Below are 19,249 nucleotides of genomic sequence, written 5' to 3'. Positions count from 1 at the left end.
GCCGAAATCAACAGTCGGCCACGATCACAGAACGCGCGTGGTCCAACTTTTTAAATAGGGGATAGCAGGATGAGTGGGGACTTCTTCGATCGATTTTGTGTTGCCTTATTGGCAACTGCCAGCGTCGCGGCGGCAGCTTTGATTCCGGCGGGGGCCGCAATCGCGCAGGAAGAACCGGCTATTGAAGAAATACAGGTAACCGGCTCGCGCATCCGGCGCGATACTTTTGACAGTGCCAGCCCGATCGCAGTTATGGACTCCAATGACATCGACCGCAGCGGTCTTTCCGCCATTGGCGATCTGTTGCAGGAGATGCCGATTGCGGGCGCGAGTCTGAACCAGAACAGCAGCGCCGGTACGGCCCACGGAACCAGCAGTATCAACCTGCGGAACCTCGGTAGTAACCGCGTGCTGGTACTCGTCGATGGCCGACGCTGGGTTAGCGGAGCTGGCACACGCGGCTTCCGTGATTTCGTCGATCTCAACACGATTCCGCTGGCAGCCGTTGAGCGAATCGAAGTCTTGAAGGACGGCGCCTCTGCCATTTACGGCTCCGACGCCATTTCCGGCGTCGTCAATATCATCACTCGCAAGAACGTCGATGGTTTGCAGGTCAAGCTGTACACCGGCGCCACCAGTGAGGGTGATGGCCAGACCAAGAACGTCAGCCTGACCCTTGGCTCAAGCAATGACCGTTCATCATCTTTCGTCAACGTCAGTTTCGTGGAAGGCGATCCGATTTACACCGAAGACCGAAGCTTCTCAGCCGTACCGCTGAATACTCTGAGCACGACAACCGCGCAGGGTCGTTACCGGCTCGGCCCTTCCGACTCGCAGCGCTACACATTGATTGACGGTGCCGACGGCAGCGATCCGAGCGACTTCCGCCTGTTCTCCAGCCCTGACGATCTCTACAACGGCTTTCACCACAACTACCTGGTGGGTCCGCGCAAGCTCGCCAACCTTTATGCACAAGGCCGCTATGACCTCACTGACTCGATCACTGCTGTTGCACATGCGATGTACAACAAGCGCAAATCGGATCAGCTGTTTTCTGAAGTTGCTCCGCGTATCCGCGGTGGTGACGGCATGATTATTCCCGCCGATCACCCGTACAACCCTTTTGGCGCTGAGTTGTCAGGCGCAAACTTCGAAATCAATCGCGTACTGGCGGCGATGGGCCAGCGCGTCAATGAGCAGGAAGTCGACACCTTCCGTGTCGGCTTTGCCCTGGAAGGTGAAGCCTTCGCAGACTGGCACTGGGATGTTGGCTATACCTACTCTGAGAACGATGCAACCTTCATATCCCACAACCAGATCAATGTGGACAGACTTGCCGTTGCATTGGGTCCCAACGATCGCTGTGCTGCCGCGCAGGGATGCGTACCGTTTAACATCTTCGGTACTGCAAGTCAGATGACGCCCGCGATGCTCGAGTACGTACGTGTCAACGCCAAAGATCGTAACGGCACGAGTCAGGATGACTTCACCTTTAACATCACTGGCGATCTGTTTGAGATGCCAGCGGGACCCGTAGGCTTCGCGGCGGGTTTCGAACATCGGCGTGAACGCGCTTACGACACTCCCGATGGTGAAGTGAATGCGCCGCCGACCAACTTCGATCCGGCTGACGGTCGCTCAACCAGCAGTGCACCGCGTATCGGCACCAATGGTCAGTACGAACTCGACGAAATGTACGTAGAGTTTAGCGTACCCCTGTTCGATGCCCTGGAACTTGATCTCGCGGCCCGTTACTCGGATTACAGCAGTTTCGGAGACACTGTTAATGGCAAGTTGGGACTCTCGTACCGCCCCACTGACTCGTTACACCTGCGTGCTACATTTGCCGAAGGTTTCCGGGCACCGTCAATCAGCGAACTTTATGCCGGCGCACGTTCCACCAACCTGCCTGCCATGGACCCTTGCTCTGACCTGCTGAACTCCGGCGCATCGGCGACCGTGGTAGCCAACTGTACGGCACAAGGTGTGCCGGCCAACGGCAGCTACGTACAAAACACCAACGCCGTCACCGCAACAGTTGGTGCGAACGCACTGCTGCAACCGGAAGAGTCCGAGTCCATGACGATTGGTGTTGTTTACCAGCCTGCGTGGAATGAGAACCTGAACTTTGCACTGGACTGGTACGACATTGACATCACCGACACGATCACCTCGCTCGGTACGCAACGTATACTTAATGAGTGCGCCAGCTTTGATCGCTATTGCAATCTGATTAGCCGCGATCCCGCTAACGGCGAAATCCTCAACGTGATCGACGGTGGCGTGAACATCGGCGGCACCCAGGTCAGCGGCGTGGACTTCAGCGCCCGTTATGAAATGCCTGACACTCGCGTAGGCAGCTTCACCTACAAACTCGACCTGGCCTACCTTGACGAGTACGTATTGACCATTCGCAACCCGGACGGCTCGCTCAACGTAGACAATCTCGCCGGCGAACAACTGTTCCGCGAAAACTACGCCCGCGTTCGTACCAATGCGACGGTCGAGTGGCTGCGCGATGCCTGGGACTTAAGCTGGAGCGGTCGCTACATTCACGGCACCCGTGAGGACTCGGATCAGGGCAAGGTTGATTCCGCGTTCTACCACGACATTCAGGCCGGTTATCAGTTCAACAAGTACGACACCCGTCTGACACTCGGCATCGATAATCTGTTCGATCAGGACCCGCCAATCTCACTGGTCAACAGCAACATCAACTTTGATATCCAGAGCTTCAATCCCCAGGGCACATTTATCTACCTGCGCCTGACCTCGACGATAAACTAGCGGTCAAGCCTGCAGCATCCGGTTCCGCCACAGAGCCGGATGCTGATTATCCGTTTGCCACCCGTTTCCGGCGAGGAAGAAATGCGACCTATTAGTACGCGATTCACAAAATGACTATGAACAAAGACGTGAAAGTACGGCACGCGCACCCGGTCATAGTCTTGCTCGGGATACTCGCTCTGGCCACTGCGCTGACCTACATCCTCGACTCCGGATCCTATGTCCGTGACGGCAAACTGGTCGTTCCCGGCAGCTACCAGACGCTTGAGAAAGACCGGTCCGTGACCAACCTGTTCAGAGTCGACTCGGCGGAAGCCGACAATACTGTAAAACCGGTAAGCATCGCCGGCGCCCTGCTGAGCATTCCGCAGGGTCTGCAACGCATGGCCGGCCTGATCTTCATGGTGCTGATCATCGGCGGCATGTTCGGTATTCTGACCCACACCGGTGCCATCGATGCCGGGCTCGAAAAGCTGTTGTCGAGCGTGCGCGGCAATCTCTACGTCCTCGCGCCAATTCTGATGGTCGTATTCTCCGCGGGCAGCACGTTTCTCGGGCTCGCATCCGAATACCTACTGGTGATACCGCTGATGGTCATGATGGCGAATCGATTGGGTATGTCGAACCTGATCGGGCTTGCGATCGTTACAGTTGCAGTTAAGGCTGGCTATATCGCTTCAGTTAGCAACCCGGTGCCACTGACCATCGCGCAACCGCTCGTCGGTTTGCAAATATTCAGTGGTGCCGGATTTCGACTCGTCTGCTATTTCGTCTTTCTGTTCATCGGCATAGTGTTTGTGTTGCTGAAGATTCGACAGGAAGACACGGGCCAGACACAGGTCGCCGAGTTTCACCCGCACACCCTTCCATTGCGTCACAAACTGGTATTGCTGGCGCTGGCCAGCGGCGTCGCGTTCCTCGTTTACGGTTCCAATCAATGGCAATGGCAGCACCATGAACTGTCCGCCTACTACATCGCATTGAGTGCGGTACTCGCCATGATCGGTGGTATCGGTGCGAGCGAAGCCGCTGAAGCCTTTGTCGGCGGTATGAAGAAGATTCTGATGGCGTGCATGTTGATCGGCGTAGCCTCAGCCGTGGCAATTACGCTCGAAGAAGGCCAGGTACTGGACTCCATCGTGCACGGGCTAACCCGCATGATCGGCGATCACGGTCCTCTGGTCTCCGCAGTTGGCATGTTCGTCTCTCAACTGCTGGTTGATTTCGTAATTCCATCAACGTCCGGGCAAGCGGCGATAAGCATGCCGATTCTCGGTCCACTCGGGCAACTGTCTGGCGTCGCGCCGCAAACAACCGTACTGACATTTCTATTCGGCAACGGAATCACGAACATTCTGACGCCAACATCCGGAACCTTGCTTGCCTATCTCGCGACGGCGAAAGTCAGTTGGCTCGACTGGGCCCGATTTGTGTTCTGGTTATGGCTTGTCTGCATTGCCACAGCCATCGTCCTGCTTGGAATTGCGGTTCAGATCGGGTATTAAACGTGTCAGACGAACACCGGCTCTATACACAGGTATCGGTGCAGCACAATGTCATGCTGCCAATGCGCGATGGCGTCTGTCTGGCAACGGATATCTATTCGCCGGCTCTGAATGGTCAGTCGCTGGAGCAGCCGCTGCCAGTGATTATGGAACGCACACCGTACGGCAAGACCTGCGTCAGTCGCTCCGAGCGCAGTCATACTATTGAAGAATCGGCGACCCGACCGGATGTTGCGACCTGGTTTGCACACCAGGGTTACGTTGTCGTCATGCAGGATTGCCGCGGCCGCTATGATTCGCAGGGTGACTTCAAAAAATACGTGCATGAGGCCGAAGATGGCTATGACACGCTCGCCTGGCTGGTCGAACAACCGTGGTGCAACGGCAGAATTGGCACCATGGGCGTGTCCTACGGCGCGCATGTACAGAGCGCTATGGCCTGTCTCAACCCGCCCGGCCTGGCCACCATGTTTCTTGACTCGGGCGGGTTTTCCAGTGCCTATCATGGTGGCATCCGGCGCGGCGGTGCCTTTGAACTGAAGCAAGCCACGTGGGCTTACAAACATGCCTTACTGAGCCCCGCCACCAAGGACGATCCGGCGCGAGAGCAGGCATTGCGTGAAACCGATATTCGCCAATGGTTCCGGAACATGCCGTGGCACTCAGGCCACTCACCACTGGCTGCGGCGCCGGAATACGAGGAGTACCTGTTCGAGCAGTGGCAGGCAGGTACCTTTAGCGACTACTGGCGACAACCCGGGCTGTACGCCGAAGGCTACTACGACCAGTTCCCCGATATTCCCATCGCAATCGTCGGCAGCTGGTACGACCCGTACGTGCTAAGTTGTACTCGCAACTACACCGAGTTGTCGACACGTAAACAATCGCCCGTATCTTTGCTGATGGGACCGTGGACCCACGGTGGTCGGTCCGTGAGCTATGCGGGCAATGTGGACTTTGGTAGCGACTCGCTCCTTGACGGCAATATCGCCGACAACTATCGGCAGCTACGCCTTGACTGGTTCGATCAATACTTGCGCGACGATCCGAATACGGGTGATGCTCTGACTGCTGGCGTTCGTTATTTCCAGATGGGCGGTGGTAACGGTCAACGTCTACCCTCCGGCTGTATGGCGCATGGCGGACACTGGCGTCAATCGGCAAGTTGGCCACCGCGTGAAGTGAAGTTGGAATCGTACTACCTGCATCACGATGGCAGCATGAATGTCGCGTCACCAACCGAAGACGACGTTTGCGTGGAGTATCGCTACGACCCCGCCGATCCGGTACCTACCATCGGCGGTGCACTAACCTCTGGCCAACCGGTTATGCTGGATGGCGCGTTTGACCAGCGCGTCAGCGAATCGATATTTACGTATGCTGATCAGGTGGACGGCAGCCCATTGTCCGCGAGAGCCGATGTTTTGGTATTTCAGACTCCCGTGCTTGAGGAAGACCTGGTTGTGACTGGCCAGCTGCAGGCCGAATTGTGGGTATCATCGGACTGTCCGGACACAGACTTTACCGTCAAGCTCATAGATTGCTATCCGCCAAGCGATGACTATCCCGACGGCTATGCCATGAATATTACTGACGGCATTTTCCGCATGCGATATCGCGACGGCTGGGACCGCGAGAGCTTCATGCAGGCGGGTGAAGTGTACAAAATCTGTATCGAACCGTTCGCCACCAGCAATTTGTTTCGGAAAGGACACTGTCTGCGCATCGATATATCCAGCAGTAACTACCCGCACTTCGACATCAACCCGAACACCGCTGAACCCGTAGGAAATGCCACGTCAGCAAGAGTCGCCCGCAACCGAATCTGGTGTTGCCGCAAGTATCCGTCGCAAATACGCCTGCCTGTTTGCCGCAAAGAATGACGCTACCGGCGTTCGCCAACTTGCATGTGCGATCGTGCCGCTATCGAAGTTCAACGCAGTTATCGCACCCTCGCCAGCTTGAATTACGAGGGAACTCGCGAGAATGAATTCCTGCACGCCGCAGAATCAGCGGCACTCGACTGCCGGAGAGCCATGGGCTGCGATATGCTTGCCTTTCGCAATAGCCATGCATTGAAATTGAGTTCCGACGGAGTCGTTACAACCCACGATGCCGTTGCCGCGGCCGTTTTCACCTACGAAGGCACTCGCGCCAGTATCGCGGAAGTGACGGCGCCCGGTTACTTGAGTAATGACCCGAGAGTCGCGCTCGTAGCAGCCGTCAGCAGCAAGATCAACGAGCTTGCATCGACAACAAGAGATCCTGCAGGCGTAAATGAGTTATGACCAGACCCGGACGGAAAGGTCAGTCCCGAAGACCGAGAACTTATACTCGGGTCTGTCGAAGAAGCAAACAACGGTGACTATGTTATTGCGTGTCTGCACAATTACTAGTGGCATAGCGCCACGAGCGTGACCCAGGAATAGTCACGACGATCTGTCCGGGAGTGTGTGAATGCGTGTGCTGACGTATGTATCCACCATGGCGCGCCGCATTCTTGAATGGCTACAGCGGCTCAGTGCGAAAATTTGCACGCAGTTGCGCATCGGTGACGACAAAGCGTTTCCTACCCGAAAAGGTCACATTATGCTATTGCTACGGCATTCAAGACCGGCACACGCATGAAAAACATCACCGCAAGATTACCAGCGGCAAATGCGTGTTCTCTAACATCTTCATCGTATTGCTGCCCAGAAAAACCTGGGCAATCTTTGATCGGGAAAAGGCTCCCATGACCAGCATGTCCACATCATTCTTGGATTTGTAATCCATTAACGAACTGAAAATATTGCCGTCCAGCAAGCTGGTCTTCACCTCAAAACCACTTTCTAACAACATTGACTCTGTCTTCTTGAACTTATCCAGCAAGTCAGGCTTACCGTTCTTCACAGAAACAAGATGGCAAGTCAGATTGTGCAGTAAGCCGCCGTCGATTATCCGTTGGACCGCTTTATCCGCCGTTTCTCTTCCGTCATAGGCGAGTACAAAGTTACTCGGTTCCGCGAAGCCCTTGTTGGCAATAAGAACCGGCGCATGAACTTGCCGAATAATCTGTTCGATGTGGGAGCCGAGCGCCTTGAAGTCATGGCTGTGACTTTCTCCTGAGCGGCCAACGACGACCAGACGCGCCTCTGCTTCAAGGTCACAAATCGCCTCTACGATACCGCCATGTCGCTGGGTTTTCTCAATGCGTTCACACCCCTTCTGTTGCGCGATTTCACAAGCGTGATGCAACAACTCCTGGCCAACCCGAAGTGCGAGTTTGCCCCTCTCCTCGTCGAGTGCAGCCAGCTCCTTGAGCAATGCCGAGCGGGCACCAAGGCCGATAGAGCCGCTCAAGTCCTCCGCTGCAGCTGTGTTGCGCTTTTCGATTGCGTGCAGGAACAAGAGGGTCTTGTCCAGTTTTTGTGCCGCCCAGATTCCCGCATTGCAAACATCGTCGGAGTAAGCTGAGCCATCTATACAGGTAATAATCTTTGTCATGTTTTTTTCCTTAATGGCCAGCCAACAGTTTTTCGACGGCAATGGGGTCGTTGTGGGCACCGAACTTATCGACAATAGTTTCTGTCGCCTCACTCATCCCGATGACCTCCACTTCCGCACCGTCTCGTCTGAATTTGATCACGACCTTATCGAGCGAAGCGACTGCCGTAATGTCCCAGAAGTGCGCATGGGTCAGGTCAATTACCACTTTATTGACCGCATTCTTAAACTCGAATGACTCGATGAATTGTTCTGAGGACGCAAAAAACACCTGGCCGATGACTTCGTAGACATGCACTTCATCATTGGACTGATCCGATTTAACGACCATGAACCGGCCGATTTTATTGGCAAAGAACAGGGTCGCGAGCAGTACGCCAACCAAGACACCCATCGCCAGGTTGTGTGTTGCGACCACTACGATAACGGTTGAGATCATAACGATACTGCTTGAACGCGGGTTTTTCTTCAGGTCTTTAATCGAACCCCAGGAGAACGTGCCTATTGAAACCATGATCATGACGGCAACCAGCGCAGCCATCGGTATCAGCTTGAGCCACTCGTCCAGAAACACGACCAGTATGATCAGGAACAAGCCGGCCGTGAAAGTCGATAATCGGCCGCGCCCACCGGACTTAACGTTGATGATTGATTGACCAATCATGGCGCAACCGGCCATGCCACCAAACAAGCCGGCGCCAATGTTTGCAATGCCCTGGCCTTTGCATTCGCGATTCTTGTCACTGGTGGTGTCGGTTAAATCGTCAACGATCGTTGCCGTCATCATCGACTCCAGTAAACCAACCACTGCCAAACCAATTGAATATGGCAGGATCAGCATCAGGGTTTCGAAATTCAGCGGCACTTCAGGCCACAGGAAGATCGGTAACGTATCAGGCAGTTGCCCCATGTCGCCCACTGTTCGAATATCAATACCCAGCGTTACGACCACGACAGTTATCGCAACAATGCATACCAGGGGCGATGGAATGGTTTTGCCGATAACCGGTAAGTACGGAAACAGATAAATAATTGCCAGCCCTGCCGCTGTCATTGCATAGACGTGCCAGGTCACGTTCGTCAGCTCAGGCAATTGCGCCATAAAAATAAGTATGGCCAGTGCGTTTACAAAGCCCGTGACAACGGAGCGAGAAACAAAACGCATCAAACTACCCAGCTTCAGATACCCGGCAAGAATCTGAAAGACACCGGTTAACAAGGTCGCTGCCAGCAGGTATTGCAGCCCATGATCTTTGACCAGTGTGACCATGAGCAGCGCCATAGCGCCGGTGGCCGCAGAAATCATACCCGGCCGGCCGCCCACGACTGAAATGATGACGGCGATACAGAAGGAGGCGTAGAGGCCAACTTTTGGGTCAACTCCAGCGATAATAGAAAACGCGATGGCTTCAGGGATCAGTGCCAATGCAACGACAGTGCCGGCAAGTAAGTCTCCCCGTATATTGGAAAGCCAATCTTGTTTCATTTTCTCAAACATAAAAAACCCAATAGTAGATTTGCTAGCAATACCGCACGAAGCCGAGCGCGAAAGGGCTCGGTCACTCAGCGGTAGGTAAAAAGACGGTGATTTTTGCCATTAATGTCAGGCACACGATGCCCGACGATTACTGCCGAAATGAGATAGCTCGCGAATGACAGCCAGCGGCAGACGGCGGCGCCATATTACCCTTATCGTGGTGTCAAATGCGATGAAACGAGTCTCAAAGTGAGTCGCGAACCTATATCACCCCCAACAGCCGGACTGGCGCAGTACGACCGGGGATTTCCCGGTCTGGACAATTTTCCAACGTTCAAGCACAGCCTCGGGCAGGAACCTCGGAGCGGGCGTCGCCGAAAGCTCAGATTGCTGACCTGTGATTCAGGATGATCGGAGAGAAATCGCAACCGCACCACGCTCTCGCCCTGGCTCGAAGTTGCTGACAACAGGGGACACAGCAGTCAGGTGAAATGACTGTATGGCACGCTCTCAAGATAAGCAGCACGCCTCTCTGCCCGCTCCCGTTGATCACTGGCTGAACCAGTGTCTGCGCCGCCTTCCAGTATCTACTGTGCCCACTGTGTGCACGGTTGTGCATGCCGTCAGCCCTCTGCGTTGCACACGACAACAGTTCCGGAGCTACTCAAACAGCAATAGATCGCCAACGAATTGCGGGTTCTGATGGCCACGACGGAATTTCCCGCTTTGCCCTATTGACATTTGCTTGAATGCAAATAAGAATCATTCGCAAAATAACTGCCGGAAAAATCAAGGTAAATTGAATGAATCTACAGGCCATTTCGCTCCGATTCCTGTCCAGCACCACAGCCATCGCGCTGCTCGTCTCGTCTCCTATCGTCTCCGCCCAGACTGACAGCGAAGAAATCGAACAGATTACCGTTGTAGGACGAATCACCAATGTTGACGTTACAGCGGCTGAGATTGAGCGCTACCAGGTCAACGACCTGCAGGACCTGTTTCGGCATGTGCCGTCCGTTTCAGTTGGTGGCTCGCTTGGAATCGCCCAGAAAATTTACGTTCGGGGCATGGAAGACACGCTGCTGAACGTAACGGTCGATGGCGCACCACAGACCGGCACGCTGTTTCACCATATTGGCCGGGTCAAAATCGAACCCGAGCTATTGAAACAAGTCTCGGTACAGTCAGGTGCCGGAGAGGCCACCTCAGGATTCGGTGCTATTGGTGGTTCCATCCGTTTTCTGACCAAGGATGCGAACGACTTGCTCGACGAAGGCGATAACTTCGGCGGGCTGGCACGCGTGGGTGTCTTTAGCAACGACGGGCAACGCTACAGCGCGACCGCTTACGGCCGGCTCTCTGATAACTGGGGCCTGCTGGGATCGTACGTATACGTCAACCGCGAAAACATGGACGACGGCGACGGCAACGAATTGCTTGCCACCTCCGCCGAACAAAAACTGGGCTTCTTAAAGCTTAGTGGCGCCATTGGTGACAAGCAGTACCTTTCCCTGAGTTATGAATTGCGCGACGAAGAAGGCGAATTCGGCCAACGTCCCAACTGGCCGACACTCGAGGGCGACCCAATCTATCCGGGTACCGGAGAACGCGAAACGGTTGTTGCCAATTACCGGATCGACGCCAGTGATGCCGTCAATATTGAAACGACGCTCTATTCAACCCAATCAGACTTTGTCCAGAACGTCACAGGCCGTTGGGGACGATACGGGGCCGATATCGAGACCACCGGCTTTGATATTCGCAACACGTCTCGTCTGGGCAATCACAGCGTTACTTACGGCATCGAACAGCGCAATGATGAAGTTGTCAGTTCCTATCTGGATGGCGCGGCGATCTGTGCCGCATGGGCATGGGATGCCAACACCTGTTCATTCAGGGAAGAAGGAACCGCTACAGCGGCCTACATCCAGGATCACTTTCAGGCCACCGACAAGTTACTGCTTAGCTTCGGCATGCGTTATGACGACTACGATTTCGAGCAACTGACGTATGACGAATCAACCGGTTCAAACGGTTGGTCCGGCAACATCGGGCTGGACTATGACCTGACATCCGAGCTGACCTTCAGCATAGGCTACGCTGAGGCCATGCGCGGCAAGGAAATCGGTGATGCCTTCACGCTCGAGAAACGTCCGGGGCGGCTGAGAATCGATCCGTCGTTACGACCGGAAAACGTGACGAACACTGAAATCGGACTTACCTACCGCAACGATCAGTGGTTCGCCTCAGCGGTCTACTTCCAAAGTGAAATCGACGACGTCATCAGTGACCAGATCGGTGGCGGCGTTGCGCCCGAAGATTCCACGTACTACGAAAATACTGGGTCTTATGAAGCCGATGGCTTTGAACTTGGTCTTGGCTACCAGCTGGATCGTGTTCGTTTCGATCTCGCCTATAGCAAGACCACATCGGAAATCAACGGTCATACAGTGGAAGGCTACGAATACAACGGCATCGGTAACGCGCGCGGCGACACGCTGACAGTCGGCATTAACGTCGAAGCATCGGACCGGCTGGAGCTGGGCTGGAATACGATCGCGGTCGCAGGCCTTGACGATATTGAGGTCTTGCACCGCGCTATGGATATCGGCTGGATTGATGATCTGCAAACGATCAATAAACCTGGCTATACCGTCCACGATGTTTACGCCCGTTGGCAGCCAACCTCAAGCGATAGTTGGTACCTGTCATTCGCCGTGCAGAATGTATTCGACAAATCCTACCGGGATCACTCCAGCGTTGGCGACTACTCAGCAATTCCAGGTTGGGAAACGGTTGCCGGATTGCGTGAAACCGGCCGGGATATCAGGCTAACTCTTAGCGCTGGCTTCTGATCACTCGCCTGTCGCGGGTATCACCTGACCATGCGCTTGCGTACATTTGTCTTCTGGTCGCACCTCGGTACCGGGGTGCTGGCCGGACTCGTCGTACTGATGATGTCAGCAACCGGTGTGCTGCTGACCTACGAAAGGCAAATCACAGAATGGGCCGAACAGCAGTATGACGTGCCCGTTCCGGACAATTCTGAACCACTGTCGGTCGATGCGATAGTCGCGAACTTTGAAGCATCTCATCCCGACGAACATCACTTCGAAATTCGTTTCGTCAATCGCCCCGGTGCCGCAGTAATCGTCTGGGCAGGGCCGCAACCCTTCCTGCTCGACCCGTATACCGGCAATGTCATTCGCGAAGGCGAAGCACCCGTTGCGGAGTTCTTTCATTTTGTGACGCGCATGCACCGCTGGTTCGCGCTGGACGATACCCGCGGTTTCGACGCGGCCAGGGCCATCACGGCATACAGCAATCTGCTGTTTCTGTTCATGATTGTAAGCGGTGTCTATCTCTGGCTGCCGCGCGTGTGGCGCTGGCCTATCCTCAAAACCAAACTGTTTTTCAACAACAAGGTCCGCAACGCCAAAGCGCGCGACTATAACTGGCACCACGTCTTCGGGTTCTGGGCGCTCGTACCATTGTTTGTTATTTGCGTGTCTGGAACGATCTTCTATTTCCCGTGGGCCAACACAGCGCTTTACGCCGCATTCGGCGAGTCGGTTCCGGTACGCGAGGCACATACCGAGCACGATTTGCATGACGATCTCAACCCCGTCGGCGTCTCGAACGAGCAGCTACTGGTACGAGCGAAAGCGCATGCGGAAAACAACGGCGCCACCGATTGGTACTCGATCTGGATGGAAATCGGTGAAACCCGGGGAGAAGCGGGATTCTACATTGATCGAAGCCTGGGAAGACGGCCACCGTTTGCCTATGCGCTGACACTGGATACCCGGAACGCAGGTGTTAAAGAGGTCAAACGGCACGACGACTATTCGCCCGGTGATCAGGCGTGGGACATCCTGCGATTCCTGCACACAGGAGAGCAGTTTGGCTTTGTTGGCCAGACGATCGCAGGACTCGCATCGCTTGCCGCTTGCCTGCTCGTGTACACAGGGCTCGCATTAGCATGGCGCAGACTGGTAAGTCCCTTGCTGCGCAGGAGTCACGCAACTTAAGCCTCAATCGGCACTGAACAGCCCCAGGCCGATTCTCTGGCTGTACTGTTCATCCCGAGCGCTGTCATCACGTGATTGCGAACGGCGCGTACGGGGTTACGGGTCGTTGCCAACGCAGGCAGAATCGGGCTATTGCCGGGCTGATACAGCCTGCCATCCTTGTCGGGATCAAGCGACGAGGATGGCAGACCGCGCACAACGCTTGCGATCAGAAGTTGTAAACCAGGCCCAGTTGCAACGAACGCCCTGGCAGTGGGAACGTGTCTTTCAGCGGTGAGCTGTTCTGCCGCGCCTCTTCATCGGTCAGATTGGTACCCCGGATGAACAGGAACAGATCCGGCTCGCTGAAGGTATAAGACAGCTCCGCGTTGACCATCGTGTAACCTTCGGTCGCCAGCTCATTGCGAGCCGACTTGTTCTGGTCATCATGATAGACAACGTTCAGTGCGGCACCCAACTCGTTCCGTGAGTAGTGCAAGCCGGCCCCGAAACGGAGTGGCGGCATGCGTGTCAGGTAATTGCCAGAGACTTTCTCTTCTGCTTCGGCGTAGTCGCTGAAGAACCGGCTGTGAAGATGGCCTCGTTCCGAGTCCATGAGCTCAACGCCCAGTTCCGCCTCGAAACCGACGATCGTCACATCTTCCTGACCGTAGTGGAATACCGGCAGTTCGTCGTCTTCCAGGCCCGTCGCTGTCAGCAGGATGTAGTCTTCAACGTCATTGATGAATGTCGTGAACGTAAAGTCAAAACGGTCATAGTTGGCGCGCAACGTCAGATCCAGATTGGTCGACAGCTCTTTGTCCAACTGGCCGTTCCCCAGCGTTACCGATCCGCGCTCAAAGCGACCGACTGCCAGATGCGCGCCGTCAGCGTAGAGCTCGGTGGCATTCGGATGCCGTTCACTGTGCACGAGATTTGCTGACAAGGTCAGCGCGTCAGACAGCGACCAGATTGCGCCGACCGAAACACCGTATGCATCGTCTTCGTAGTCTGCCGCGGTCGGCGACTTCAGAGTTTGACGCTCGACGCGGGCACTGCCTTGCAATGTCCAGTTATCATTGAGCGCGTATTCTTCGAATACGAACAGACTGAATTGCGTCGTATCCGTTGGGGGTACGAACGCCTCGTCGCCCAGCGCCTCAAAGTCCACGTTCTTGTATTGCAGGCCGAATGCACCGTCGATGCGGTCACCGATTGCATGCTGAACTTCGAATCGTGCGTCGAGCCCGTCCGAATTGAATATTGTGCCAATCTCGGAACCTTCCAGCTCCATGTGCGTGTAATCGTTCTTGGCCAATCGGAAACGGACTTTCTTGAAGGGACCGGACAAGCCGTACTCGCCTTTGACGTCTACGCGCGTTTGCTCGAGATCGACGCGTACTGATTCCGCGTGCTCTTCGTGATCTTCGTGCTCTTCGTCGTGGTCCTCATCCTCGTCGTCATGATCCTCCTCGTGCTCATGCGCATGTGCATGGCCGGGAATCCCATAGTTACTGTCTCGCATGCTGACGGACACGCCCACAAAACCGTTGTCGCCGGTAAACGTGATAGCGGCCGCACCGCCCTCGGTTACGCTGTCGGTATTGTCGACAACGCCGTACGCTTCCTCTTCTTCCTCATGTTCATGCTCGTCGTCATGCTCTTCTTCCTCGTCGTGGTGCTCTTCCTCTTCGAGTGCACGAAACAGCGCGGATTCAGCGAAGCCCGGAATCTTTACGTCGTCGGTCGTCAGCCTGTAGTAGTCGAGATGAGCGGCAACTGCCGAGTTGCCGAATGCCACCTTCGCTGCACCGGAACGCCTGCCGGTCGCCGAATCGGTGCCCAAAGCGACTGCACCGGATACGGGTTCCTCAAGCGGTCTTTCAATGATCCGGTTGTCTACCACGTTCACCAAACCGCCAGCGGCGCCACTACCGTAAAGCAAGGTTGCCGGGCCGCGGACGATTTCAATCCGGTCAGCGAGAATACCTTCCACTGCTACCGCGTGGTCACTGCTCAGTGCAGATGCATCCATGGCATCCAGAGAGTTTGACAGCACCCGCACACGCTCACCGTACTGGCCACGAATCACCGGGCGCGATGCGACAGGCCCAAAGTAACTGGAACTGACGCCAAGTTCGCCCGACAGTGTTTCACCAATACTTGCTGAGCGCTTCACGGCAAGCGCATCACCTTCCAGCACGGAGGTAGGTTGTGCCAGCTCTTTGATGGTCCGCCCAATAGGCGAAACACTGACTACGATTTCTTCAATCTCGTGGTGAGCATCTTGTGTGCCGGTTTCCTGCGCGCCAACCGCCACACTACAGAACATGAATACAGACGCACTGTACGCGACCGTATGAATCTGCCGACGACCGGCAGTAATTGAGGTTTTCATTTTTTGATCTAACCCTGTGTACACGACAAACTGCTGACAACGAATCGCCAGCATGAGTTGTGGCTAGCGCCACGATACGTAGGATCAGATGGAGGGTGGGGCGCGGGACTGGTAAGCAGGGAGGAGTGGTGCCGTATTGCTGGTCTGGCGAATTGGCATTGCCGCAACGAACTGCACTGCCCGTTCGATTGCGATGCTCGAACCGGTTACTGCCTGATCATCACGCCCGAGTTGCAGACAGACTGCACAAACACTGCTGACATCGCCGGCGGCATGCTTGAATTGATGCGCCGAGTTGTTAATCGACAACAATGCGAGCGCAAACAATACCGACACAACACCTACGCGATGTATTGCGTCACTGATACGGTGGTATGGCTTGTTGAGTTGCATTGACATGAATTTGCCGAAAATTCGGGAAATAACTACAAATACTCTATAGGAATGCCGGTCGAGATGGAATACCGATACCGCGATGATCCTCCGCCTTACGCTTCCCGGAAAAGGGGGCCGGATAACGCCGGGCACCTGGGAGCAAGTATCGCTGTCCGTACAGAGCGAGACATTTTGCCCGGTCGAAACTCAACCTACGGTCTGGAGCGCTTGCCCGGACCATCCATGACATCGAGCAAGTTCTCCGTCACGTCAGCCCCCCCCGGTCTATTCCAAGAGAAGCAACGAACGGCAGGCTACCAGAAATTTGTCCTTGGAAAATTCCCCTGGCACCAGAATCGTGGCGAACTAACTGATTTAGGAACTCTCACGTTGTCTTCGGCTCGCACCAACGCGTTAATGCCGTTGGAATTGCATGCGCGGAGACCGACTTGCGGGCGACTTAGCCACGCCTGCGCATCAAAGTTCGTAAGGTCGCCGCGACGATCCAGCAAGGAACGCAATACACGCTTTTCCCGCTGGCCTGGGCTCTAACTCAGCTACACACAACGATCATCAGCAATGTTGCCCTCACGATGCAACGCTGTTAGCCTGCTGCGATGTTCAAACTTGCTGCACAACGACGCTATTTGATACTCGCGCTGTTCGTCATCGCGCAGCTGTCTATTGCCGTGCACGCAGCCGAGTACGGAACCAGCCCGCACAGCCATGACGGAGTGGTGTGCGCAATCGGCGCAATAAATGACGATGACATCGTCGTTACTCCTTCACTGTCCTCACCGACGCCCGTTTGGCGAGACGCTACCACCAGTCCAGCCCCTGCTACCCGCCACTTTTCACAACGAGTCCATCTGACTCCGCCGGCCACCGGCCCTCCTCACAACGCCTGAATTTCGCCAATTGCCCTATGCCCGGCGCAGCGCGTCGTATGGCAGTCAGGGCCTCAATCAAAATCCCGGCAACAAATTCCACGACACATTATTGCTTGCGTGGCTCAGTTGCGCGATTTCCCCAATGTAGAAAGCATTGATAGGTCGTGCCGCTCAAGCTACCAGGCTGTGTCGAGTCTGTTAGGAGACTCGCATGAAAAGTAACCTTCGCACGCCACTGTTAGTGGGTGCGTCAACTATCGTATTTTGGATCACCCCTGCTACAGCGCAATCTGTTGGTACAGACAGCGAACAGCTGGACAACGTCACAGTAATCGGCACACGGCAGGCCTATCAGGGGGATTTTGATCCGTTCGAAACGCCGCAGGCCGAGTTGAGGATCGATGCTCAGACCTTACGCGATTCCGGTTCTGTCGACCTCGTCCAGGCTTTGGATTTGTCGGCTTCCGTAGCCCGGCAGAATAACTTTGGTGGTCTTTGGAACAGCTTTGCAATTCGTGGGTTTGTAGGCGACGAGAATCTGCCGAGCAATTACCTGGTGAATGGATTTAACGCCGGGCGCGGTTTTGGCGGTTCCAGGGATCTGTCCGGTATTGAGTCTATCGAAGTACTAAAAGGTCCGCGCGCTGCTTTGTTTGGACGAGGTGAACCTGGCGGTACCGTGAACCTGGTGACCAAACGACCGACGTTTGAAACCGCAGGAGAACTCAGTCTCTCCGCAGGCAGTTTTTCTACCTATCGCACTGATTTCGACTACACCACCCCCCTGTCCGATGACGTCGCAATTCGCATTGTAGGCTCCTACGAGGACGCTAAGAGCTACAGGGATACGGTGGAAACGCAAAAGCTCGGATTCAGTCCATCGCTTGCCTGGCGACTCAGTGATGAGAGCCAACTAATCTATGAACTGGAATACAGCGCTCAGGAAACACCGTTCGATCGCGGCGTTATTGCTATTAACGACGTGCTAGGCCTTATCCCGGAAGACCGTTTCCTGGGTGAACCCGAATATGGCCCGACCAAAACGGATGTGCTGGGGCATCAGGTGGAGTTCCAACACGATTTCAACGACGACTGGAGCGCCCTTGTTGGTTTCAACTTTCGTGATACGTCGCTGGAAGGGCTTGCCTCAGAGAATGGATTTAGCGCCCCCGATGTTGACGGCAACTTTGCTCGTTTCAGCCGCGACCGTTACTACGATGCGACGTATCAGGTGTTTCGGGCGGAGTTGAGTGGAAGCTTCGATACTGGAGAAATAACGCATCGTGTAATTGTCGGTGTAGATACTGATGAATTTGAAAATGACCAGGTTGCTTTTCGAGACAGAACAAGCGATCAGAGCATCAACATTTTTAACCCGGTCTACGGAAACTCCCCCCTGTCTGGTCTTGATCTCGTTTCGCAAATCGACCGGGTTGAAACTCAGAAGTCTGTCGGCTTGTACATTCAGGATCAGGTAAGTCTGACCGACAAACTCGATATTCGACTTGGCGCCCGATTTGATGACTACCGACAATCGCTGAACGATCGCAGGGCAGACAGTACTTCTGATTATTCGGAAGCTCAGGTAAGCCCGCAAATAGGTGTGGTCTACCAGGCGACAGACACACTATCGATTTATGCGGCATACGGAGAAAGTTTCCGCCCGCTTTCCAGCGCAACTGATGAAAACGGTTTGGACCCCAACCTGTCGGAATCAACGGAAATCGGTGTGAAATTTGCTCTAAATGATGGCGCGTTGACAGGAACATTTGCGATTTTTGATCTTCAGCACTCTAACATCGCGACGTTTGATGCCGATTTCAATCCCACAGCAATTGGCAAAGCAGGTAGCCAGGGACTTGAGCTTGACCTTGCAGGAAACCTGACCGACACACTTAGTCTATGGCTATCGTATGCCTACGTAGATGCTGAAACCAAGAATGACTATACGGATGTCATTTCTTACGCCTTCATTCCTGCGGGCTCAGATCTACTGAATATCCCTGAAAACCAGTTTAGCTTGCAACTCGCCAAACAAACTCTATTGGCAGGCAATGAACTGACCCTGATTGGAAGCCTGATTTATGTAGGCGACAGAAGTGGAGAATTTGGTGATCCGGCTTTTACGCTGCCAAGTTATACGACAGTCAGGGCCGCCGCAAACTACGATTTTTCTGATTCGCTTGGGCTCACGTTGGAAGTAAACAACTTGTTCGACGAAGAGTATTACACCAACTCCTATGCTGATGTTTGGGTACAACCAGGCGCACCGCGCAGTTTCCGCTTGTCGGCAAATTACCGGTTCTAAATGAGGCTTCACT

12 protein-coding genes are annotated in these 19,249 nt (G+C 54.7%); 7 read left to right on the top strand and 5 right to left on the bottom strand.

Annotation, left to right across the window (positions count from 1 at the left end; all coding sequences use genetic code 11):
* Nucleotides 1-69 precede the first annotated feature (69 nt).
* The 4 genes from AC0L8N_RS14570 (at nt 70) to AC0L8N_RS14555 (ending at nt 6,580) form a co-directional block, all read left to right on the top strand.
* Nucleotides 70-2,787, top strand: coding sequence for a TonB-dependent receptor (locus tag AC0L8N_RS14570; RefSeq protein ID WP_473668440.1), 2,718 nt, complete (start codon nt 70-72; stop codon nt 2,785-2,787).
* A gap of 110 nt (nt 2,788-2,897) precedes the next feature.
* The gene (locus AC0L8N_RS14565) at nt 2,898-4,292 is read left to right on the top strand and encodes a YfcC family protein (protein ID WP_473668438.1); all 1,395 of its coding nucleotides are present in this window, start codon (nt 2,898-2,900) and stop codon (nt 4,290-4,292) included.
* A 2-nt stretch (nt 4,293-4,294) separates the two neighbouring features.
* Nucleotides 4,295-6,175, top strand: a complete 1,881-nt coding sequence (locus AC0L8N_RS14560; RefSeq protein WP_473668436.1) for a CocE/NonD family hydrolase — start codon at nt 4,295-4,297, stop codon at nt 6,173-6,175.
* A gap of 24 nt (nt 6,176-6,199) precedes the next feature.
* Nucleotides 6,200-6,580 carry a CapA family protein gene (locus AC0L8N_RS14555; protein ID WP_473668434.1) on the top strand — a complete coding sequence of 127 codons (381 nt, stop codon included), beginning with the start codon at nt 6,200-6,202 and terminating at the stop codon, nt 6,578-6,580.
* 346 nt (nt 6,581-6,926) lie between these two features.
* Here the strand turns inward: AC0L8N_RS14555 and AC0L8N_RS14550 are convergent, their stop codons facing one another.
* Together AC0L8N_RS14550 and AC0L8N_RS14545 are read right to left on the bottom strand one after the other, a co-directional pair.
* A complete protein-coding gene (locus AC0L8N_RS14550; RefSeq protein ID WP_473668432.1) occupies nt 6,927-7,778 on the bottom strand; it encodes a universal stress protein in 852 nt (283 codons plus the stop codon).
* Nucleotides 7,779-7,788: 10 nt separating this feature from the next.
* The gene (locus tag AC0L8N_RS14545) at nt 7,789-9,276 is read right to left on the bottom strand and encodes a SulP family inorganic anion transporter (RefSeq protein WP_473668430.1); all 1,488 of its coding nucleotides are present in this window, start codon (nt 9,274-9,276) and stop codon (nt 7,789-7,791) included.
* A gap of 782 nt (nt 9,277-10,058) precedes the next feature.
* Here AC0L8N_RS14545 and AC0L8N_RS14540 point away from each other — a divergent pair.
* Both AC0L8N_RS14540 and AC0L8N_RS14535 read left to right on the top strand, forming a co-directional pair.
* The gene (locus tag AC0L8N_RS14540) at nt 10,059-12,110 is read left to right on the top strand and encodes a TonB-dependent receptor domain-containing protein (protein ID WP_473668428.1); all 2,052 of its coding nucleotides are present in this window, start codon (nt 10,059-10,061) and stop codon (nt 12,108-12,110) included.
* Between the two features lie 30 nt (nt 12,111-12,140).
* A complete protein-coding gene (locus AC0L8N_RS14535; RefSeq protein WP_473668426.1) occupies nt 12,141-13,286 on the top strand; it encodes a PepSY-associated TM helix domain-containing protein in 1,146 nt (381 codons plus the stop codon).
* Between the two features lie 208 nt (nt 13,287-13,494).
* Here the strand turns inward: AC0L8N_RS14535 and AC0L8N_RS14530 are convergent, their stop codons facing one another.
* From AC0L8N_RS14530 to AC0L8N_RS14520, 3 genes are all read right to left on the bottom strand, one after another.
* A complete protein-coding gene (locus AC0L8N_RS14530; RefSeq protein ID WP_473668424.1) occupies nt 13,495-15,663 on the bottom strand; it encodes a TonB-dependent receptor in 2,169 nt (722 codons plus the stop codon).
* An 84-nt stretch (nt 15,664-15,747) separates the two neighbouring features.
* The gene (locus tag AC0L8N_RS14525) at nt 15,748-16,062 is read right to left on the bottom strand and encodes a hypothetical protein (RefSeq protein WP_473668422.1); all 315 of its coding nucleotides are present in this window, start codon (nt 16,060-16,062) and stop codon (nt 15,748-15,750) included.
* Nucleotides 16,063-16,681: 619 nt separating this feature from the next.
* The gene (locus tag AC0L8N_RS14520; RefSeq protein WP_473668421.1) at nt 16,682-16,810 is read right to left on the bottom strand and encodes a hypothetical protein; all 129 of its coding nucleotides are present in this window, start codon (nt 16,808-16,810) and stop codon (nt 16,682-16,684) included.
* 329 nt (nt 16,811-17,139) lie between these two features.
* On the opposite strand from AC0L8N_RS14520, the gene AC0L8N_RS14515 reads away from it, so the two are divergent.
* Nucleotides 17,140-19,236 carry a TonB-dependent siderophore receptor gene (locus AC0L8N_RS14515; protein WP_473668419.1) on the top strand — a complete coding sequence of 699 codons (2,097 nt, stop codon included), beginning with the start codon at nt 17,140-17,142 and terminating at the stop codon, nt 19,234-19,236.
* Nucleotides 19,237-19,249 lie beyond the last annotated feature (13 nt).

Source organism: Woeseia sp. D3-10, from assembly GCF_055809415.1.
This window is presented reverse-complemented; position numbering and strand designations above follow the sequence as displayed.

Bases quoted from the DNA above. Each gene is read 5' to 3' on its own strand.
- AC0L8N_RS14570 (WP_473668440.1), top strand. From the start codon at position 70: ATGAGTGGGGACTTCTTCGATCGATTTTGTGTTGCCTTATTGGCAACT.
- AC0L8N_RS14565 (WP_473668438.1), top strand. From the start codon at position 2,898: ATGACTATGAACAAAGACGTGAAAGTACGGCACGCGCACCCGGTCATA.
- AC0L8N_RS14555 (WP_473668434.1), top strand. From the start codon at position 6,200: ATGTGCGATCGTGCCGCTATCGAAGTTCAACGCAGTTATCGCACCCTC.
- AC0L8N_RS14550 (WP_473668432.1), bottom strand. From the start codon at position 7,778: ATGACAAAGATTATTACCTGTATAGATGGCTCAGCTTACTCCGACGAT.
- AC0L8N_RS14545 (WP_473668430.1), bottom strand. From the start codon at position 9,276: ATGTTTGAGAAAATGAAACAAGATTGGCTTTCCAATATACGGGGAGAC.
- AC0L8N_RS14540 (WP_473668428.1), top strand. From the start codon at position 10,059: ATGAATCTACAGGCCATTTCGCTCCGATTCCTGTCCAGCACCACAGCC.
- AC0L8N_RS14535 (WP_473668426.1), top strand. From the start codon at position 12,141: ATGCGCTTGCGTACATTTGTCTTCTGGTCGCACCTCGGTACCGGGGTG.
- AC0L8N_RS14530 (WP_473668424.1), bottom strand. From the start codon at position 15,663: ATGAAAACCTCAATTACTGCCGGTCGTCGGCAGATTCATACGGTCGCG.
- AC0L8N_RS14525 (WP_473668422.1), bottom strand. From the start codon at position 16,062: ATGTCAATGCAACTCAACAAGCCATACCACCGTATCAGTGACGCAATA.
- AC0L8N_RS14520 (WP_473668421.1), bottom strand. From the start codon at position 16,810: ATGTCATCGTCATTTATTGCGCCGATTGCGCACACCACTCCGTCATGG.
- AC0L8N_RS14515 (WP_473668419.1), top strand. From the start codon at position 17,140: ATGAAAAGTAACCTTCGCACGCCACTGTTAGTGGGTGCGTCAACTATC.